The 19,617-nt window shown below is 69.3% G+C and carries 16 protein-coding genes; 15 read left to right on the top strand and 1 reads right to left on the bottom strand.

All coding sequences use genetic code 11. From position 1 onward, the window contains the following. The first annotated feature begins 6 nt into the window (after positions 1–6). From E3T19_RS10900 to E3T19_RS10830, 15 genes are all read left to right on the top strand, one after another. On the top strand, positions 7–1,584 hold the full coding sequence (locus tag E3T19_RS10900; RefSeq protein ID WP_241980172.1) for a MoxR family ATPase: 1,578 nt from the start codon (positions 7–9) through the stop codon (positions 1,582–1,584). Beyond that, a complete protein-coding gene (locus E3T19_RS10895; protein ID WP_134408797.1) occupies positions 1,581–2,321 on the top strand; it encodes a hypothetical protein in 741 nt (246 codons plus the stop codon). Before E3T19_RS10900 ends, E3T19_RS10895 begins: the two co-directional genes overlap by 4 nt. Then, positions 2,321–4,303: a VWA domain-containing protein gene (locus E3T19_RS10890; protein ID WP_241980180.1), complete on the top strand. Its 1,983-nt coding sequence runs from the start codon at positions 2,321–2,323 to the stop codon at positions 4,301–4,303. Before E3T19_RS10895 ends, E3T19_RS10890 begins: the two co-directional genes overlap by 1 nt. Then, positions 4,296–5,126, top strand: coding sequence for a phosphohydrolase (locus E3T19_RS10885; protein WP_134408796.1), 831 nt, complete (start codon positions 4,296–4,298; stop codon positions 5,124–5,126). The genes E3T19_RS10890 and E3T19_RS10885 overlap by 8 nt, the downstream gene beginning before the upstream one ends. Next, positions 5,119–6,504: an AMP-binding protein gene (locus E3T19_RS10880; protein WP_241980170.1), complete on the top strand. Its 1,386-nt coding sequence runs from the start codon at positions 5,119–5,121 to the stop codon at positions 6,502–6,504. The genes E3T19_RS10885 and E3T19_RS10880 overlap by 8 nt, the downstream gene beginning before the upstream one ends. Positions 6,505–6,599: 95 nt before the next feature. Next, entirely contained in the window at positions 6,600–7,118 is a 519-nt protein-coding gene (locus tag E3T19_RS10875; RefSeq protein WP_088457787.1) for a DinB family protein, read from the top strand. 52 nt (positions 7,119–7,170) lie between these two features. Beyond that, positions 7,171–8,058 (top strand): PRD domain-containing protein, encoded by an 888-nt coding sequence (locus E3T19_RS10870; protein WP_134408795.1) that lies wholly within the window; start codon positions 7,171–7,173, stop codon positions 8,056–8,058. 200 nt (positions 8,059–8,258) lie between these two features. Then, complete coding sequence (locus E3T19_RS10865; protein WP_088454814.1) at positions 8,259–10,112, top strand: beta-glucoside-specific PTS transporter subunit IIABC; 1,854 nt, start codon at positions 8,259–8,261, stop codon at positions 10,110–10,112. A 99-nt stretch (positions 10,113–10,211) separates the two neighbouring features. Beyond that, on the top strand, positions 10,212–11,633 hold the full coding sequence (locus E3T19_RS10860) for a glycoside hydrolase family 1 protein (protein ID WP_134408794.1): 1,422 nt from the start codon (positions 10,212–10,214) through the stop codon (positions 11,631–11,633). 80 nt (positions 11,634–11,713) lie between these two features. Beyond that, a complete protein-coding gene (locus E3T19_RS10855; protein WP_134408793.1) occupies positions 11,714–12,571 on the top strand; it encodes a Cof-type HAD-IIB family hydrolase in 858 nt (285 codons plus the stop codon). Positions 12,572–12,609: 38 nt separating this feature from the next. Further along, complete coding sequence (locus E3T19_RS10850) at positions 12,610–13,467, top strand: aminoglycoside phosphotransferase family protein (RefSeq protein WP_134408792.1); 858 nt, start codon at positions 12,610–12,612, stop codon at positions 13,465–13,467. Positions 13,468–13,521: 54 nt separating this feature from the next. Further along, on the top strand, positions 13,522–14,574 hold the full coding sequence (locus E3T19_RS10845) for an outer membrane lipoprotein carrier protein LolA (protein ID WP_174776711.1): 1,053 nt from the start codon (positions 13,522–13,524) through the stop codon (positions 14,572–14,574). After that, positions 14,571–15,596 (top strand): ABC transporter ATP-binding protein, encoded by a 1,026-nt coding sequence (locus tag E3T19_RS10840; protein ID WP_088454818.1) that lies wholly within the window; start codon positions 14,571–14,573, stop codon positions 15,594–15,596. The genes E3T19_RS10845 and E3T19_RS10840 overlap by 4 nt, the downstream gene beginning before the upstream one ends. 109 nt (positions 15,597–15,705) lie before the next feature. Beyond that, entirely contained in the window at positions 15,706–16,509 is an 804-nt protein-coding gene (locus tag E3T19_RS10835) for an ABC transporter permease (RefSeq protein ID WP_241980178.1), read from the top strand. A 274-nt stretch (positions 16,510–16,783) separates the two neighbouring features. Continuing rightward, positions 16,784–18,214, top strand: coding sequence for a Mur ligase family protein (locus tag E3T19_RS10830; protein ID WP_240632317.1), 1,431 nt, complete (start codon positions 16,784–16,786; stop codon positions 18,212–18,214). A 37-nt stretch (positions 18,215–18,251) separates the two neighbouring features. On the opposite strand, the gene hutI is transcribed toward E3T19_RS10830, so the two are convergent. After that, positions 18,252–19,460, bottom strand: coding sequence for an imidazolonepropionase (hutI, locus tag E3T19_RS10825; protein WP_088454819.1), 1,209 nt, complete (start codon positions 19,458–19,460; stop codon positions 18,252–18,254). Positions 19,461–19,617: the final 157 nt, after the last annotated feature.

Genomic DNA, 19,617 nt, shown 5'->3' with positions numbered 1-19,617 from the left:
AAAACCATGGCGCTGGGGAATCGTTGGAACAAGGTATCCGAATCACCGACGCGCGCTAACGCCGCCACACTGGCCGAGGAGCTGACCGCGGAGGACCTCTTCACCGAGGCGCCGGCGGTGGTGGACACGGCGCTGGACGAGAAGCTGCGCCAGGCCTACTTCTGGTTGGTGAACCGGGCCGTGATCTCGCCGTTCTACGACGTCGAATTCTCCACCGGCTCCCCGGTCACCTTCGAACTCGGCGACGCCGGCGCCGAACTGCACCTGCCCACCGACCAGTCCTACTCCTCGAACGTGCTGCTGCCGCTGCTCACCTTCGCGGTGGGCGGCAAGTGCCTGCTCGTGGGCGGTCCCGGGCGTGGCAAGACCACCCTGGCCATCCTGATGGGTGTGCTCGCCGGGTCGAGCGCCCGCGAGGTGCGCCGCAACGTGCAACAGGGCCAGCCTCAGGTCACGGTGAGCGACCTGGTCGGGATGCCGCTGCCGCGCGACCTCGTCACCGCCGGGAGCTTGGCCGAGATCGAGATCGCCTGGCGCGGCTGGCTCAGCCAGCCGGTGAAGATCATCGACGAGTACAACCGCATCCCCACCAAGACCCAGTCGGCGCTGCTCACGATGGTGGCCGAGGGCTACGTGGAAAGCCACGACCAGATGCACTCCACCGCGCCGGAATCCGGGGTGGAGAGCTGGTTCTTCACCGCCAACGACGACGCCGGCGGCGGCACCTTCCCGGTGATCCAGGCGCTCCGCGACCGGATGGACGTGACCGTCGCCGCGCAGGGTTTCAACAACCGGTTCTTCGACGAACTCGTCGCCCGCGTCGAGGCCGGCGAACGGCCGGAGGACCACCTGCCGCCCGAGCTCATCTTCGACGCCGACGAACAGCGCCTGCTCGAGGCGGCCATCCGGGCCGTGCCACTGCCCGGTGCGGTGCGTCGCCAGCTGGAGTTCTTCGCCAGCCACTTCGAATTCGTGCAGCAGGGCGGGCGCCGCTTCGAATACCGCACCAAGGACACCGTGCGCATCGGCGGCGGCGAGGTGGCCGAGGTGATCGAGGCCAACTCCGGTGCCGACCTGCAGGTCGACCTCGGCTCGCAGACCAGCAACAGCCTCTCGGTGCGGTCGCTGCAGACCCTCATCCGCTACGCCAAGGCGATGGCTTACTTTCGCGGCCGGCCCGTGGTGGGCCTGGACGACCTGGCCGCCGTGCTGCCCTTCGCCCTGCGCGGCAAACTACTGCCCAACGAACTGCACCCCCGCTTCGACGTGGGTGCCGACCGGGAGCTAGCTACCGACTCGATCAGCTGGCTCGCCGACCTCTTCACCGAGTCCCGCCGGCAGTTCACCGCCCTCGGCCTCGGCGGCAACGACCCGATCAGCGACGCCCTCGACCTGTTCAACCAGGGCCTGGATGCAGTCAGCTCCGCCGAGGCCGCGCAGCGCCTCACCGGTATTGAATCCTTGATCAGCGGCATCGCCAAGCAGGGCAAGCTCTACGGTCGGCACTTCGACGACCTGCTCGCCCTCAAGTACCTGCACCAGCGCTACACGAACTACGTCAGCTGGTTGGGGTTCAGCGGGTGACCCAGCGCCCCCGGCACCTCGTGAACGAGTCGCTGGAGCTCACCGACGAGGCCCTGCCGGAGACCACGGTCGACCTCGAGCTCTCGGCGACCCGCATTCAGGAGCGGCACGGCGAGGCGGCCGGCGCCCGCTACCGCCACTTCATCGGCCGGGCCGTGGCGGCAGCGCCCGCCGCCGACCGGGATGACCTGCTCACCCTCGCCGCCCTCGCCGCCTGGCGCTCGGGTGCGCCGGCGTTCCGAACGGATGCGCTGCGTCGCCTCGACCTGGCCCTGGCCGCCGGCCGCACCGGCCTGCCCGCCCTCGCCGCGGCGCTGGGCCTGGGTGAGGGCGAGGTGGCCCCGTTCGCGGCGTTGCAACTGAATTCCCGGTTCGGTTGGCCCGGCCTGCACGCTCCCGGAGAACTCCTCGCCGTGATCGGCGGTTTCCGCGGCCTCTACGGCCCGTGGCTGGCGCCCCCGGTGGCGGCGCTGCCCGGCGACCGGCCGGGCAGCTTCCTGATCCGCACGGGCAGTGCTGCCACGGCCGAGGACTGGCTGCTCACCGTGGATGTCTTCGGGCACACCCTCGTGCGGCTCGCGACCGACGAGCAGGGGAATGTCGACGCTGCGGCCGACGCACGGTGGTCTGCAGCGGGCGATACCGCGCAGGGGCTCGCCGAGACTGGTGCGGCCGGCGCGGTGCTGACCGTGCGCGCCTACACCGCACAGCTGTGGACCCCGGAGGAGAGCCCGTGATGGCTGCGCCGCTCACCCCCGAGCAGCGCAGCGCCTGGCAGAGCGCCCAGGCGCTCTGGGGCGTCGAACTCCACGACCCCGAGCTCGCGCCGGACGCGAAGGAGGCGTCCTTCGCCTGGTTCAGCTTCCCGCCCCAGGTGACCTTCGACCTTCCGCAGGCCGAGCGGCTGGGCGTCGGGGCGTTTCTGGAGAGCATCTTCGCGCACGAGATCGGCCACCACGCCCTTTCTCCCTCGACCCGGCTGACAAGCCTGAAAATACGGCACCAGATCGCGCGGGCGCTCGCGGCCACCGATGCCGCGCGCATCCCGGATGTCGCCGACCAGGTTCACAAACTCTCGAACCTGTGGTCGGACATGCTCATCAACGTGCGGGTGGCCGAGCTGCAACGGCGGCGGGACGGCGAGGCGACGCCGCCGGAGATGGTGCGGATGTGGGCGGTGCTGGGCGGGAACGACAGCGCCGATCGGCTCTGGTGGGTGCTCCTGCGGGCCTACGAGATTCTGTGGGTGCTCGCGGCCGGGGCACTCTGCCCGGCCGAGCCACCGGCCGTCCCGATCGACCCTGACGAGGTGGTGCGGCAGCGGATATCGAAGATCACCGACGCGTGGCAGAAGAAGAACCGGCTCAATGAGGTCTTGGCCACCAAAGACCCGAAAAAGCTCGCCGAGCTGCAGCTGTCGGAGCGGACCCAGGAGCTGGCCGCCGAAGTGCAGCGCGAGTTCGACGCCCTGGCGCTCACCGACCCGCGGCTCGACGCGGTGCTGCTGGCTGAGACCGTGCGCACCTTCGGTGACGATCCGGTGAGCGGGGCGCTGCGCTTCGGGATGCTGCTGGCACCGTACCTGGTGGCCCAGGGGCCCACCAGGAACCGCCCCGGGTTGGTGGTGCACGGGGGAGGCTGCGACGGCGAGTCCGGAGCAACCCCGGCGACCGCGGGTGAGCTGGTCGCGGTGCTGGGGGATGCGCGCCTACGGGAAGACCCGGAGCATCCGGCGGTGGCCAAGGCCCGCGGCCTCACGACGGCCGGCCCCGGCGCCAGCACGGTGCCGGGCGCCCCAGACTCCCCGGGTGACGGCCCGCCCACTGCGCCCACCGGCCAGGGCTACGGCCTGGCCCGGACGCTGGAGCTCTACCGCGACAGCGGCGCCAACGCTGTCATCGCCGCCTGGTATCAGACCCGGGCGCGCAGCTACGTGAAGCCGCTGCTGCAGCGCACTCCGGATGCGCCCCCGGCGGACGCCGAGATCCCGGGTCCCCTGGCAGCGTGGGAGCTCGGCGACGACCTCGCCGACATCGACTGGGCCGCGTCCATGGCGAGAAGCCCCACGGTCGTGCCCGGGGTGACCACCCGGCAGCGGGAATACCTGCCCGACGCGCCGCCCGTGGCCACCGCGAGCCTCGATCTGGACCTGTACATCGACTCCTCGGGGTCGATGGTGAGTCCCGCCAACGAGTCGCCGGCCGTCCTGGCCGGCAGCATCCTCATCCTCTCGGTGCTGCGCGGCGGCGGCCGGGTGCGGGTGACCTCATTCTCGGCGGCCGGACAGGTCGCCGGTGGCGAGAGATTCACCCGTGACCGCCTCGAGGCGCTGCGTGACCTCACCACCTACTTCGGCTGGGCCACGGTCTTCCCGCTCGACCTGTACGGGAGCCGGTATCGCGGCCTGGGCCGCACCAGCGCGAGTGTGCGCCGGCACGTGGTGGTGCTTTCCGACGAGGGACTGCTCTCGATGTTCGGCGCGGGGCAGCCAGAGCACGCCGACGTCGCCGCCCGGGTGCGCCGCGGGCTCGACACGGCCACCCTGATCCTGCAGGATCCCCGCCGCTCCGTCGCCGAGCCTGCCGCTCTGGCCGGCTATGACGTCGAGTACATCCAGCGGATGGACGATGCCCCGGCCGCCTGCGCCCGGCTCGCCCGGCGACTGACGGAGAGCGATCCGCGCCGTGCCACCCGAACACCAGGAGGATTCCGTGGCTGAGAGACCCGCGCCGTTCTGGCGACGGCTGACCAACTCCGCCGGGCTCAGGGAGCCCGACCGGGGGGAGCTGGCGACGAACGCCACGCCGTTCTCTCCTCCAACCGCGCGGGTGCCGCGCCCGGCGGCCGACGCGGAGCCAGCCGGCGCCACGCCGGATGCAGTTGACTCGGAGGCGCTTCTCGCGGTGTGGTTCGCGCGTGAGCAGGACGACATGCTCGTCTGGCGCACCTGCCTGCCCGGGGCGAATACCGCCGAGATCGCCACCCGCCTGTCACTGGTTCCGGCGTCCTTCCTCGCCGACGACGTGGATATCCTCCCGCTCGCCGAGAATATTCTTGAAATGGAATACGGCGGCGTCGGATCAACGCCGCCGGACCGGAGGGGGCAGGAGGTCCTCCGGATTGTGGACCAGGTGCGTGCCACCGGGTCGGCCGCCGCCCGCCGGGGCGCGGCCCTGGTGCTGTGGCTCTGGGCCAGCGAGGACCTGAACGGTCCGTTGTCGGTGCCCTTGAGCCCGGTTTGGTACGGCCGCGCCATGGCCGCGCTCTCGTTTCGGTTGGCGGCGGTGGTCGACCCGGCCGAGTGGGTGCGCACGGCCGACCGTCGCGACGAAGCAGCCCGCACCTTCCTGCTCTGGTCCGGCCACCTGCCGGCCGGCGAGGACGAGGCCACCGCCAGGTCGATCCTCGCCATGCGCGACTCCCTGCAGCAGAACGCGGCGCTGGCCCAGACCATGGCCGAACACGAACACCGGCTCCAGGTGACCAAACGGCTGCAGGAGGCCAGGGCCCGCGAGGCCGCCGCCCGGTACTCGAATGAGTAACCCGCCGGGGCCGGCCATGGCAGTGCCCGACCCGGACGACCCGCTGGCGCTGGCCGAATACGCCCCGGGCGGCACCGTCGCGCTCACCGACGCCGAACGGTGGCCCACCCTCGATGTGGCCGGCGCGGCGCGGCTGGATACCGTGCAGCGGCATCCGCTCGCCCCGGCCTGGGTACACCGGACCGGTGACAGGCTCACCGCCGACGGAGTCGCCAGGGCCCAGAGGGCGCTGCCCGTCACCGGTTGGCTGGCCGAGCACCTTGCCATCGCCCGCCGGCTGCCCGCCTACCGCAGGGTCGCCGATACCCTCGGCGAGCTGGGCACCTGGCCCACCGTGACCCGCGACGACCTGCTCGAGAACGTGTCGGCGTTCGTGCCGCTGGATGCCGACCTCGATCGGATGATCGAGGGCTCCAGTTCCGGCACCACCGGGCGGGCGCTGCAGATCCCCGACGACATCGAGGAGGTCGCTCGCAGCTTCCACCTGCTGGTGACCCTGGTGGCCGAGCAGGGCATCGACTGGCGGCCCGACCCGGCACGGATGGCCCTGGCCCACCTGGTGCACCAGCGCCAGGCGTTCACGTACACGTCCTCGATCAGCAGTTTCGGTCAGTCCACCATGGCCAGGCTCAACCTGCACCCTTCGCAGTGGCCGGCGCCCGGGCAGCGCGCCGGGTTCCTGCTGGACCAGCAGCCGCAGGTGATCACCGGCAACCCCACCAGCCTGGCGGAGCTGCTGCACCCCGACCTCGTGGCGGACCTGCGGCCGCTCGCGCTGTTCAGCGGCGCGATGGCGCTCAGTCTCGCCCTCCGCCGCGACCTGGAGGCGGCATTCGACTGCCCGGTGATCGACGTCTACGGGTTGCACGAGACCCGGCCGATCGCCGCCAGCACTGACGGGGGACCCTTCGTGATCCTCGATCGGCGGGTGCACGTGGAGGTGCTCGACGGTTCCGGCCATCCGGTGGCACCCGGGGAGCGCGGCGAGATCGTGGTGACCGCGGGGGAGAACCCGCTGTTGCCGCTGGTGCGGTACCGTACCGGGGACTTCGGCCGGCTGGTCGACGTGGCCGGCCGGCCCGCACTGGCCGACCTGGAGGGCCGGGAGGCCACCCGGTTTCTGGCGCTGGACGGTTCCCTGGTGCCCTGCGTCGACCTCACCCAGCAGTTGCAGGCCGGCGGGGCGCGCGGCTGGGCTGTGCGGCAGGGCGTCGACGGCAGCGTGACCGCCACCGTGGTGGGCGGTGCAACCGGGCAGATCGGTACGGCGCTCCGACGGCTGCTGGCACAGCCGGTGACCGTGACCGCGGTGCCGACCCTGCTCGACCTCGGCGAGGGCAAACCGCGCCGCTACGAGTCGGAGGCGCCGGGCACCTAGCTCACCGTTGCGACACGGATGCGATTGGCAGTGTCTGCACCATTTGTGGCAGTCAGTTCCCGCAGCCGGCCGGCCGGTTTCCCTAGGCTGTGAAGATGCCGATCACCCCCGACACCAAAGACTGGACCTGGGTGCTCGAGCGCCCCTGCCCCGAGTGCGGATTCTCCGCCGCCGAGCTCCGCTACGACGACGTACCCGATCTTGTGCGCCAGAACGCGGCCGCCTGGGCACCCGTGCTCGACCGACCGGATGTTACGGCGCGGCCCGACGACACCACCTGGTCGGAGCTGGAATACGCGGCCCACGTGCGTGACGTGTTCCGCATCTTCGACCTTCGGCTGGGCCTGATCCGCGCCGAGGACGACCCGCTCTTCGCGAACTGGGACCAGGACGCCACCGCGGTGGCCGAACGCTACAACGAGCAGGATCCGCGGGTCGTGGCGGCGGAACTGGCCGCGGCCGCGGCATCCGTTGCCGACGCCTTTGCTGCCGTGCCGCCCGCCGACCGGCAGCGCACCGGCCGCCGCAGCGACGGCGCCCGCTTCACCGTGACCACGCTGGCCCAGTACTTCCTCCACGACCCGACGCACCACCTGCACGACGTGTCCCGCTGACCGGACGTCAGCGATCCGGTCACTTGAACGGCCGACGCTGTAAACTTCGGCCATGACGACGGACCGCAGCGTGGCGCGCAGCCCGGCCGTTGTGGCGCACAAGGTGCTCAACAACAACGTCGTCATCTCGGTCGACAGCGCCGGCCAGGAACGGGTACTGATGGGGCGGGGGCTGGGATTCCAGCTGCAGCCCACCGACACCATCGACCCGGCGAAGGTCGAGAAGACCTTCATCCTCGAGCAGGGTAGCGGAGCCGATCACGCCCGGCAGCTGCTCGCCTCGGTACCGTACCCGGTTATCGAGGCCGTCACGACCGCCGTCGATGAGGCCGAGCGGATCCTGGGGCGCAGCCTCGGTCGGCGGCTGCCGATGGCCATCATTGACCACGTGCAATACGTGCTCGAGCGTATGCAGAAAGGCATTCGGATCCCGAGCACGGCGATGCCCGAACTGCGCGTGCTGCACCCGCAGGAGTTCGACGCGGCGCTGGCGATGGCACGATCCGTCAGTGCCAGTCTCCAGACCGACCTCCCGGCGGAGGAGGCCGTATTCCTCACGATGCATATTCTCAATGCGACCCGGGACGAGCCCAACGGCACCGCGGCGCTGCTCTTCCGTCGGGTACAGCACGTGGTCACCACGGTCGAGGGCGGCCTCGGCGTGCAGCTGGACGTGGCGAGCCCGGACTACGCGCGGTTCATCCTGCACATCCAATTTCTCCTGCAGCGACTCGTGGCCAAGACGATGCTGCGAGGCTCCGACACGTCGTTCTTCGAGTTCGCCAAACACAGTTATCCGCGCTCGTACGCGATCGCCGCCGACGTCAAGCTGTACGTCAGTGAAGCCACCGGCTCCGAGCTCACCGATGAAGAACTCCTCTACGTGATCGTGCACGTGGAGCGCCTGGCCAACCAGGTTGTGGATGGCGCAGCGCCCTGACGGTGTGCTAGCGTAAGCGTCGCAGGGCGAAGACGACCTGTGGAAGCTCTTCGGATTGTTACTGCGCAAGCAGGCAAAACCTGGACTCTCATCGCATAGCGCGATGTCTGAGTTCAGGTCTTTTTTTTGCCCAAAATCCGAAGTCCCGCTTCCTTGGCACGAAGAAGCCGCGATGCCGTGGCGGAAGGTGAACCAGAACGATGGATTACTCCAAAACCGCTGCTGCGGTTCTCAAGGGCGTGGGCGGCGAAGACAATGTCTCGTCGCTGGTGCATTGCGCCACCCGGCTGCGGTTCGTGATCAAGGACGACTCGAAAATCGACAAGGCCGGCGTGAAGGCGGCCCCGGGCGTCATCGCCACGGCCGAGGCCGGCGGCCAGTACCAGGTCGTCATCGGCAACGAGGTCCCAGAGGTCTTCGCCGAGATCGCGAAGATCTCCAAGCTCGCCGGTCTGTCCGCGAACGAGACGTCCGCCCCGGACGGACCCAAGGGAAACCTTCTCAACCGCTTCATCGCGATGATCTCGGCGATCTTCACCCCGCTGGTATGGGCTCTGGCCGGAACGGGCCTGCTCAAGGCGTTCCTCGCCGCGGCGGTCACCTTCGGCTGGCTCGACAACACGACCACGACGTACGTGATCCTCAATGCGCTGTCGGATGCGTTCATCAATTTCCTGCCGCTCGCACTGGCGATCACGGCGGCAAAGTACTTCAAGGCCGAGCAGTTCACCTCACTCGCGATCGCGGGCGCCTTCGTCTATCCGTCGATCGTCGCCCTCAACGGGGTGCCCGACATAACCTTCTTCGGTATCCCCGTCACAATGGTCAGCTATGTGTCGAGTGTCATCCCGATCATCGTCATCGTCTGGCTGCAGAGCCACGCCGAGCGCTTTCTCTACGCCAAGCTTCCCGCCGCGATCCGCCGGTTCGTCACCCCGATGCTCCTGGTTGTTGTTCTCGTTCCGCTGACCTTCCTCGCCATCGGCCCGCTCTCCAACCTGATCAGCGGCGGCCTCGCCGGCGGCATCGGCTGGATTTTCACCGTTCTGCCGTGGCTCGGCGGCGCAATCATGGGCGGTCTGTGGCAGGTTTTTGTAATCTTCGGTTTGCATTGGGGCTTTGTTCCCCTGATGACGGCCGAGTTGCAGAGCACAGGTTTGACCTACCTCCTGGCGCCCCTATTCGCTGCAGTTCTGGCGCAGGCCGCGGCCGTCACCGGTGTCTGGGTTCGCACCAAAGATGCGAACCTGAGGTCCCTCGCGGCCCCCGCCGCGCTGTCTGGCTTCCTGGCCGGTGTCACCGAGCCAGCCATCTACGGCGTGAATCTGCCGCTCAAGCGCCCGTTCCTGTATGGAATCATCGGCGGTGTCATCGGCGGCGGGCTGATTTCGGCGGGCGGTGTGGCCGGCAACGCCTTCGTGCTCCCCTCGGCACTGGGCCTTCCCGCGCTATTCAGCGAGGGAAGCATCGTGATGCTGGTCCTCGGCCTTGCCGTCGCCATCCTGGTGCCGTTCCTCCTCACCGTCATCGTCGGCTTCAAGGATCCGGTCGCTGAGAGCGCCGCCCCGGTGGATGGCACCGACCTTGTCGTCCTCAGCCCGCTGGACGGCACCGCCGTTCCGATCACCGAGGTTCCCGACGCCGTCTTCGCCGGTGGCGCACTCGGCAAGGGTGTTGCGATCATCCCCCGCGTCGGCGCTCTGTACGCCCCGTTCGACGCTCTCGTGGTCGCCGCGTTCCCGACCGGTCACGCGATTGGCCTGCAGCACGCCGACGGCGCTGAAGCGCTGATCCACATCGGCATCAACACTGTCAAGCTCGGCGGCAAGCACTTCTCCCTCAAGGTCGAAAAGGGACAGCAGGTCAAAGCCGGCGACCTCCTGGTGGAGTTCGACATCGCCGCGATCACCGCGGCCGGCTACGACGTGACCACGCCGGTCATCATCACCAACCCGAAGAAGTACCCGACTATCGGCTCGCCCGCATCGGGACCGGTGGCCCACGGTGACGCCCTCTTCCTCGCCATCGCCGAAGCAGAACTAGCCACCGCCTAACAAGCACACCCAGCACGTCTCGGCGGAGGATCGGCCCGGCCGCTCCTCCGCCCCGTGCACTGCACCCCATCTGCACTGCGCAATAGAAGGAGCACACGAATGACTGATTCAACAACGTTTCCCGCTGATTTCCTCTGGGGCGGCGCCACTGCCGCGAACCAGATCGAAGGCGCATACACCGAGGGCGGCAAGGGCCTGTCGATCCAGGACGTCATGCCCCAGGGCATCACTACGCCGCGTACTGACGGCCCCACCGACGACAACCTCAAGCAGGTGGCCATCGACTTCTACCACCGCTACGCCGAAGACATCGCCCTGTTCGCCGAGATGGGCTTCAAGACCTTCCGCTTCTCCATCGCCTGGAGCCGGATCTTCCCGCTCGGCGACGAGGCCGAGCCCAACGAAGAGGGCCTCGCGTTCTACGAGCGGGTTCTCGACGAGTGCGAGAAGCACGGCATCGAGCCGCTGGTGACCATCTCGCACTACGAGACGCCGCTCCACCTCACCGACACCTACGACGGCTGGGTCAACCGCGAGCTGATCGGCTTTTACGAGCGCTACGCCCGCGTGCTCTTCGCCCGCTACGGTGCCCGGGTGAAGTACTGGCTCACGTTCAACGAGATCAACTCCGTGCTGCACGCCCCGCTTCTCTCTGGCGGTATCAACACACCCAAGGGCCAGCTCACCAAAACCGACCTGTACCAGGCCGTGCACAACGAGCTGGTTGCCAGCGCGCTGGCTACCAAGGCCGCCCGCGAGCTCGCCCCGAACGCCCAGGTCGGCTGCATGATCCTCGCAATGCCGGTGTACCCGCTGTCGCCGTCTCCCGATGACATGATGGCGTCACTCACCACCGAGCGCACCAACCTCGCGTTCGGCGACATCCACGTGCGCGGCGAATACCCGGGCTACTACCTGCGGAGCCTGCGCGACCAGGGCGTCGACCTTGTCATCACCGACGACGACCGCGCTGTCCTCAAAGAGAACACCGTCGACTTCGTCTCGTTCAGCTACTACGTGAGTGTGGCCGAGACGGCCGACGAATCGCAGCGGGTCGTGGGGGAGGGCAACATTTTCCCCGGCGTGCGCAACCCGACGCTGAAGGCATCCGAGTGGGGCTGGCAGATCGACCCCGTGGGCCTGCGCATCGTGCTCAACCAGTTCTGGGACCGCTGGCAGAAGCCGCTGTTCATCGTGGAGAACGGCCTGGGTGCCAAGGACGAACTCGTCGAGGTCGACGGCCGCAAGACCGTCATCGACGACTACCGCATCGCCTACCTGAACGACCACCTCGTGCAGGTCGGTGAGGCGCTCACCGATGGCGTGGAGGTGATGGGCTTCACACCCTGGGGCTGCATCGACCTCGTCAGCGCCAGCACGGCACAGATGAGCAAGCGCTACGGGTTCATCTACGTCGACCGCTACGACGACGGCAGCGGCACCCTGGATAGGTACAAGAAGAAGTCGTTCGACTGGTACGCCGAGGTCATCGAGTCGAACGGTGCCAGCCTCACCCGCTAGCGTCGATGTATAGGTATTAACCCTTGGGTGGTCTTCCGGACCCGGTTCGGCCCGGGAGACCGCCTCGTTTGGAGCTCCACATGATTTCCCCGCGCATCGCCTTTCTCGACGTGGACGGCACCCTCATCGACTCGGGCGAAGTGATCGCCCCGTCCACCATCGAGGCGGTGCGGACCGCCAGGGCCAACGGGCACCTGGTCTACCTGAGCACCGGGCGGGCGTCGGTGGAGATCTACGCGGCGATCCGCGACATCGGCTTCGACGGTGCCATCACCGCCGGTGGCGGTTTCGCCGAGATCGGCGACGAGCTCGTGATCTCCCGCACGATGCCCGAGGATGCGGTCGCCCGGATGGTCGGCTTCTATGAGGAGTCGGGGTACGACTTCTACCTGCAGTCCTACGATGAGCTCTTCCCGAGCCCCGGGGTTCGGGGGCGGTTCGCGGCGTACCTCGACGACGACAGCGAGCGGAAGGGTGAAACCCGTACTGACCTGGCCTCCGTGACCGACGCCGACGAGCACCCCGCGCTGAAGGCATTCGCCGACGTACGACCGCTTCGTTACACCGGCATCGCGAAGTCCGTGTTCCTCGCCGCCGACCTCACGGCCTTCGACAGGGTGTCGGAAGCGCTCAGCGGCGACTTCCACGTGATCACCGGCACCATCCCGCACATGGGTAGGGGCAGCGGCGAGGTCACCCTTGACGGGGTGAACAAGGGCACGACCCTCCTGCAGCTGCTCGACAGGGTCGGCATCGACGCGGCATCCGCCATCGGCATCGGCGACAGCACCAACGACATCGAGATGCTGCAGGTCTGCGGCGTCGGCATCGCCATGGGCAACGCCACCGACACGGTCAAGGCGCACGCCGACGAGGTCACCACCTCGGTCCTCGACGACGGCGTCTGGAACGCGTTCCGCCGCCACGGCCTGATCTGAGTGCTGCTCGCCCCGGGTTGCGCGGGTAGCCTGAGCGGATGAACGAGCCCTCGGCCGAGATGCGCGCGCGGCTGACCGCGTGGGGTGTGACGCCCGTGGGGACGGGGTTCTCGACACCGTCGAGCGAGCTCATGCCCGGTACCCGCGGGGGTGAAGCCGTGATGCTCAAGATTGCGCTGGTGGAGGAGGAAGCTCGGGGTGCCACCCTCCTCGAGTGGTGGGGCGGGCATGGAGCCGCGCGGGTGTTGGCGCGGACCGACCGGGCGACGCTGATGGTGCGAGCGACCGGTTCTCGCGATCTGACGGTCATGGCGGCGGCGGGTCAGGATGCGGCAGCGACAGCCGTCCTCGTGCAGACCGCGCTGACCTTGCACGAGCACACACCGCCCTCCTCCAGCGAGGTGCCTCTCGTCGCCCTCCGCGACTGGTTCCAGGTCCTGCTCACCACCCGGTCCGACGACCCGGTGCTGCAGCGGGCGGCCGAACGGGCCGAACGGCTGCTGGCCACGACCTCGCCGGCGGATGTTGCGGTGTTGCACGGCGACATCCACCACGGCAACGTGCTCGACTTCGGCGACCGCTGGGCGGTGATCGATCCGAAGGGCCTGATCGGGCATCGCGCCTTCGACTTCGCCAACATCCTCTGCAACCCGACAGAGACGGCCGCGCTCGACAATCTCGCGGCGCGGCTGAACACCATCAGCCGCCAGGCGAGCATCGACCCGGTGACGCTAGCGGAGTGGACCATCGCCTGGTGCGGTCTGTCCCTGGCCTGGGCGCTGGGCGACGCCATTCCCACCTGGCATGCCCGAACCGCCCGCGCCGTGGCGGAACTCCTGTTGGAAAGCCTGAACGACGGGTATAAGTCGAGTGGAACTTTCAGCATCGGAGCGTAGTGTCGGGGATACGCATTGCGCAGTTCTATGTGGTGACACTGGAGGTCTTCTGTCATGTCCCGAACCTGGTTGAAGTGGATGCCCGCCGTCGCGGTTCCCACCGTGATCGTCGCGGGGGTCCTCGCGGTTCCGTTGCAGGCCGGCGCGGCCGTTGACCTGCCGGACAAGACCCCGCAGGACGTGCTCGAACTGGCGGCCGGCAGCACCGTCGACACCTTCTCCGGCACCATCGAGCAGACCTCGGAACTCGGACTGCCCGAGATCCCCAGCACCGGGGACGCCGCCACCGCCGACTTCGCCGACGCCCTCGACCTGCTCACCGGCAGTCACACCGTGCGGGTCTACCAGAACGGCCCCGACCAGAGCCGGGTACAGGTGCAGGACACCATGTCCGAGCGCAACCTGATTCAGAACGGCGCCGACCTCTGGCTCTACGACTCCGCCGACAACACCGCCGCGCACACGACCCTGCCGGCCGACACGGGTGACCGGTCGGCGCCGGGTTACACGCCGAGCGAGATGGCCGACACGTTCCTCGCCGAGGTGGCGCCAAGCACCGAGGTGACCCTGGGTGAGAACACCGAGGTGGCCGGTCGCACCGCGTACGAGCTGGTGCTCACCCCGAACACCGACGACACCCTGGTGGGATCCGTCTCGATCGCTGTCGACTCCGAGACCGGGCTGCCGCTGCGCGTGCAGGTCGAGGCGCAGGAGGCAGCGGAGCCCGTGATCAGCGTGGCCTTCACCTCGCTCAGCTTCGACGCCCCGCCCGCCGACCTGTTCGTCTTCACCGCGCCGGCCGGAGCCACGGTCACCGAGGAGACCCTGCCCGCCAAGGACGCGGCCGGCCACCCCGAGGGTGAGACCAGCGGCGTGACCGTCACGGGCTCCGGCTGGGACGCCGTCGTGTCTGTGCCGGCCGGCGCGGATGCCGCGGCCATGGCCGAACTCACCGCCTCACCCCTGTACAGCCAGCTCACCGACGCCGTTGACGGCGGCCGGGCCCTGAGCACCACCCTCATGAGCGTGCTGATCACGGACGACGGCCGGGTGTTCGCCGGTTCCGTCCCTGTGGAGCGGCTGCAGGCCGCCGCAGCCCAGGAGTGACCATCGCCGCCCGGGCCGGCGACCTGGCCATCGAGACCCGGGCTCTTACCAAGCGGTTCGGCCGCCAGATCGCCGTGGACGCCATCGACCTTGCCGTGCCGATGGGCTCGGTGTTCGGCTTCCTCGGCCCGAACGGGTCGGGCAAGACCACCAGTATCCGGGTGATGCTCGGTCTCGCCGCGGCCACCAGCGGCGAGGTCAGCCTGCTCGGTGAGTCGATGCCGGGCCGCCTGGCCAGGGTGCTGCCGCAGGTGGGCGCCCTGGTGGAGGGCCCCGCGTTCTACCCGTTCCTCTCCGGCGCCGCCAACCTGCGCCGGCTCGACTCCGCCGACCGCGCCGCGCCCGGCCGCAGCCGCCGGGCCCGGGTGGACCGCGCGCTGGACCGGGTGGGCTTGTCGAACGCGGCGGGCAAGAAGGTGTCGGCGTACTCGCTGGGTATGAAGCAGCGCCTGGGCATCGCCAACGCCCTGCTGATGCCGCGCCGACTGCTCGTGCTGGACGAACCGACCAACGGACTCGACCCGCAGGGCACCCGCGAGGTGCGCGCCCTGGTGCGATCCCTGGCCGGCGAGGGGACCACGGTCTTCGTGTCCAGCCATCTGCTCGCCGAGGTGGAGCACATGTGCACGCACGCGGCCATCATGAGCGCCGGACGCCTAGTGTCCCAGGGCACCCTCGACGAGCTGCGCGCCGGTGCAGCCAGGGTGCGGGTGCGAACCCCGGATGCCGCGGCGGCGATCCGGGTGCTGGCCGCCGCCGGACTGGTGGCCGAGCTGGAGTCCCCGCCGGACGAGCGCGGCGCCGAGAGTTTCTCCTCCGCCGGCGGTTCCTCGAACCGGCCCGCCGACCACTGGGTGAGCGCCCCCCTCGAGGTGCCCGCAGGCGGACACCTCGCAGAGGAAGACCTCGTCGCGGCGCTCGTCGCCGGCGGGGTGCGGGTGCGTGGCTTCCACCTGCAGGACACCAGCCTCGAGGACCGCTTCGTGGCTCTCACCGGAGAGGGGTTCGACGTTGTCCGATAAGACGGTGTCCCATAAGACGGTGTCCGATAGGTCGGTGTCCGACAGAACGTCGCCAGAGAGTGGGCCAGCGGCATCCTCGGCGACGGCTCGACCCGGCGGCGCCTGGGCGCTGCTGGTCTCCGAACTGACGGTGCTCTTCCGCCGCCGCCGCACCTGGGCGCTGCTGCTCGCGTTGGCCGCGGTGCCGGTGCTCATAGCCGTCGCCGTGCGGCTCTCCTCGCAGGAGCCGACCCCCGGCCGCGGTCCGCCGTTCCTCGACCAGGTCACCCAGAACGGCCTGTTCGTCGCCGTGACCGGACTCATCGTGTCGATCCCGCTGTTCCTGCCGCTCACCGTGGGCGTCGTCGCGGGCGACACCATCGCTGGCGAGGCCGGCCTGGGCACCCTGCGCTACCTGCTCGCGGCCCCGGCCGGACGGGTCTGGTTGCTCGTGGTGAAGTACATCGGCGCCGCGGTGTTCTGCCTCGCGGCAACGCTCACCGTCGTCACCGCCGGGGTGCTCGCCGGGCTGGCACTGTTCCCGGTCGGCCCGCTGACCCTGCTCTCCGGAGACACCATCAGCCTGGCCGAGTCATTCCTGCGGGCCGTGCTCATCGCCGGCTACGTCACGGTCTCACTGCTCGGCCTCTCGGCCATCGGGCTGTTCCTCTCCACCCTCACCGTGGTGCCCGTCGGGGCGATGGCCGCCACCATCGTGCTCTCGGTCGTGGCGCAAGTGCTCGACTCTCTGCCGCAACTGGACTGGCTGCATCCGTGGCTGTTCAGCCACTACTGGCTCGACTTCGCCGACCTGCTGCGGCAACCGATCGATTTCACCTCGTTCGGCGCCAACGCGTTGCTGCAGGGCGGCTATCTGCTGGTCTTCGGGGCGCTCGCCTACGGCCGATTCGCCACCAAGGACATCCTGAGCTGAGGGCGCGGGGCAACCCGAGACGGGCCCGCGCTGCGCCGCTTTCTATGCAATTGACATGAGTGTGCCAGAACGGGCCGCTATCGCAGGTCACTTGCAGAACGGGAGCCTACGGTAATATTCTGCCCTCATTCGGGGGGTGAATCCGGAGGCACCTGTTTTGGCAATCGAAAGTACCCCACCCGTCGTTAGACCGAGCAGCCCGCCGCGGGTTCGCTTGGCGGATGTTGCCGTTCGGGCCGACACCTCGTGCGCCCCGGCCGACGCGGGCACAATCGTGACGGGCATCGCCCTCTCCACCCAGTCGGTGCAGCCGGGCGACCTTTTTGTGGCCCTGCCCGGCAAGAACGGCCACGGCGCCGCGTACACCGACGGCGCGGTGCAGGCCGGCGCGGTCGCCGTGCTCACCGATGCAGACGGCGAGGCCGAGGCGCGTGCCGCCGGCGTGCCCGTTCTCGTGAGCGACAACCTGCGCGGTCGCCTGGGCGACCTCAGCGCCTTCATCTACGGCACCGCCGACAGCGCCCCCACGATCTTCGGCATCACCGGAACCAACGGCAAGACCACCACCGCCTACGTGCTCGAGGCCGTGCTGCGCCAGATGGGCCTGGTCACCGGCCTGTCCACCACGGCCGAACGCCACATCGCGGGCGAGGTCTTCGTCTCCAGGCTCACCACCCCAGAGGCCACCGACGTGCACGCTCTCCTCGCCCGCATGAAGGAAAAGCAGGTGGAGGCCGTGGTGCTCGAAGTCAGCGCCCAGGGCCTGACCCACGGCAGGGTCGACGGCATCGTCTTCGACGTCGCCGGCTTCACCAACCTCTCGATCGACCACCTCGACGACTACGGCACCATGGAGAACTACTTCGACGCCAAGGAGCTTCTGTTCCGGCCGGACCGCGCCCGCAGAGGCGTCGTGAGCATGGAGACCCCCTGGGGCCTCAAGCTGCTGTCCGAGCCGAAGATCCCGGTGACCTCGATCTCGGCGGATGCCAAGACCGACCCGGATTGGCGCCTGGAGATCCTCGAGGCCCTGCCGGAGGCCACCCGGTTCCGGGTGCAGAACCGGGCCGGCGAGTTCGTCGAAACGACGGTCGCGCTGCTGGGCGACCACCTCGTCGCGGACGCCGGGCTGGCCGTGGCGATGATCGTCGAGGCCGGCTACGACGCCGCCCGGGTACAGGCGGCGCTGCAGGACGGCATCGAGGTGTACATCCCCGGCCGCACCGAGAGCGTGTCCGGTCCGACCGGCCCGCGCGTCTACGTGGACTTCGGCCACAGCTCCGACGCGTTCGAGAAGACCCTGCGTGCGGTCAAGGCCGTCACCACGGGCCGGGTCATCATGCTCTTCGGCGCCGACGGCGACCGGGACCCGGTCAAGCGCCCCGAAATGGCGCGCGTCGCGGCGGCCGGCTCCGACATCGTGGTCATCACCGACCATCACCCCCGCTTCGAAGACCCGGCCAGCATCCGACGGATGCTCGTGGACGCCGCCAGGGAAGCCTTCCCCACCAAGCAGATCGTGGAGGTCTCACCGCCGGAGGCCGCGATCGACTACGCGGTCGACCTGGCCAGGGACGGCGATGCCATCCTCTGGGCCGGACCCGGCCACCAGGACTACCGCGATATTCGAGGCGTGCGCACACCGTACTCGGCGCGCGCGTTGGCCCGGGAGGCCCTCGCCCGGCACGGCTGGCCGGTCTCCTAACTCGCGAACTGTGACTTAATCACCAAGACTCCCGGTTTCAGGTGCTCAAGTCACGGCTTACGCGGGGGTGGGCGCGCACACCCTCGGTCCAGGTGGCGACGCAGAGCGGTACCCCCGGCCGGTAGGCCAGATGTGCCACCGACGGGGCATCCAGCACCTGCAGATCGGCGCGGCCGCCGATGCGGAGCGAGCCCACGGCATCCGGCCCGTGCTCACGGCCGACCGCCCGCGCCGCGCCGCGGGTGGCCGCCCACACCGCCTCGCGCACGGTCAGGCCCATCTGCAGCACCGCCGTGGCCACGCAGAACGGCATCGACGTGGTGTACGAGGTGCCCGGGTTGCAGTTGCTGGCCAGTGCGATGTGCGCGCCCGCATCGAGCAGCCGTCGGGCGGGCGGGAACGGCTGCCGGGTGGACAGGTCGCAGGCCGGAAGCAGGGTGGCCACGGTGTCGGAGCCGGCCAGGGCGTCGATGTCGGCGTCGTCGAGGTGGTTGCAGTGGTCCACGCTGGCGCAGCCGAGCTCCACGGCGACCCGCACGCCACCGCCGGCGCCGAGCTGGTTGCCGTGCAGGCGGAGGCCCAACCCGGCGGCCCGGCCGGCGAGCAGCACCTCGCGGCACTCGTCGACGTCGAACGCCCCGGTCTCGCAGAACGCGTCGATGAAGTCGACGTGCGGGGCCACCGCCTGAAGCATCGGACCGGTCACCAGGTCGAGGTAGTCGCGCCGGTCGATGCCCGGCGGCACCAGGTGGGCGCCGAGGAAGGTGACGACGTCGGCGACCTCGGCCGCCGCCCTGGCCCCGCGGAGTTCGCTGGCCAGGTCGAGGCCGTAGCCGGTCTTGGTCTCCAGGAAGGTGGTGCCCGAGGCAGCGGCCTCCCGGCGGAGGCGGCGGGCATTGGCGACCAGATCGGCCTCGCTCGCCGCCCGGGTGGCGGCCACCGTGGTGGCAATGCCGCCGGCTGCATATCTCTGCCCGGCCATGCGGGCCTCGAACTCGGCAGCCCGGTCACCGGCGAAAACCAGGTGGGTGTGGGTGTCGACCCAACCGGGGAGCACCGCCCGGCCGTGCACATTCACCTCACTGTCGGCGGCGGGCGCGTCGGCGGCCGGCCCGATCCAGGCGATGCGGCCGTTCTCGATCACGAGCGCGGCATCCGCCAGCCTGTTGTCGTCATGACTGTCTTGGCTGGACTCGGCGGCTTGGGTGGTGAGCTCTGCGATCCCGGTGATCAGTTCGGCGGTCATCGTCGGGCCTTCCGGTCGGGTGTAGAACGGTGGGAGTCGGGTCGGGCTGAGCGAGGCGGGGTTTCTCGGCGGACCGCGGCCCGGGCATCCGGCCCGATGCAACTGTTCCTGTTCCGGACAATTGTGGCCGGTGCGCCGGTAACAATTGTCCGCATGG

This window comes from Cryobacterium sp. TMT4-31 (assembly GCF_004403385.1).
Taxonomy (GTDB): domain Bacteria; phylum Actinomycetota; class Actinomycetes; order Actinomycetales; family Microbacteriaceae; genus Cryobacterium; species Cryobacterium zongtaii.
This window is presented reverse-complemented; position numbering and strand designations above follow the sequence as displayed.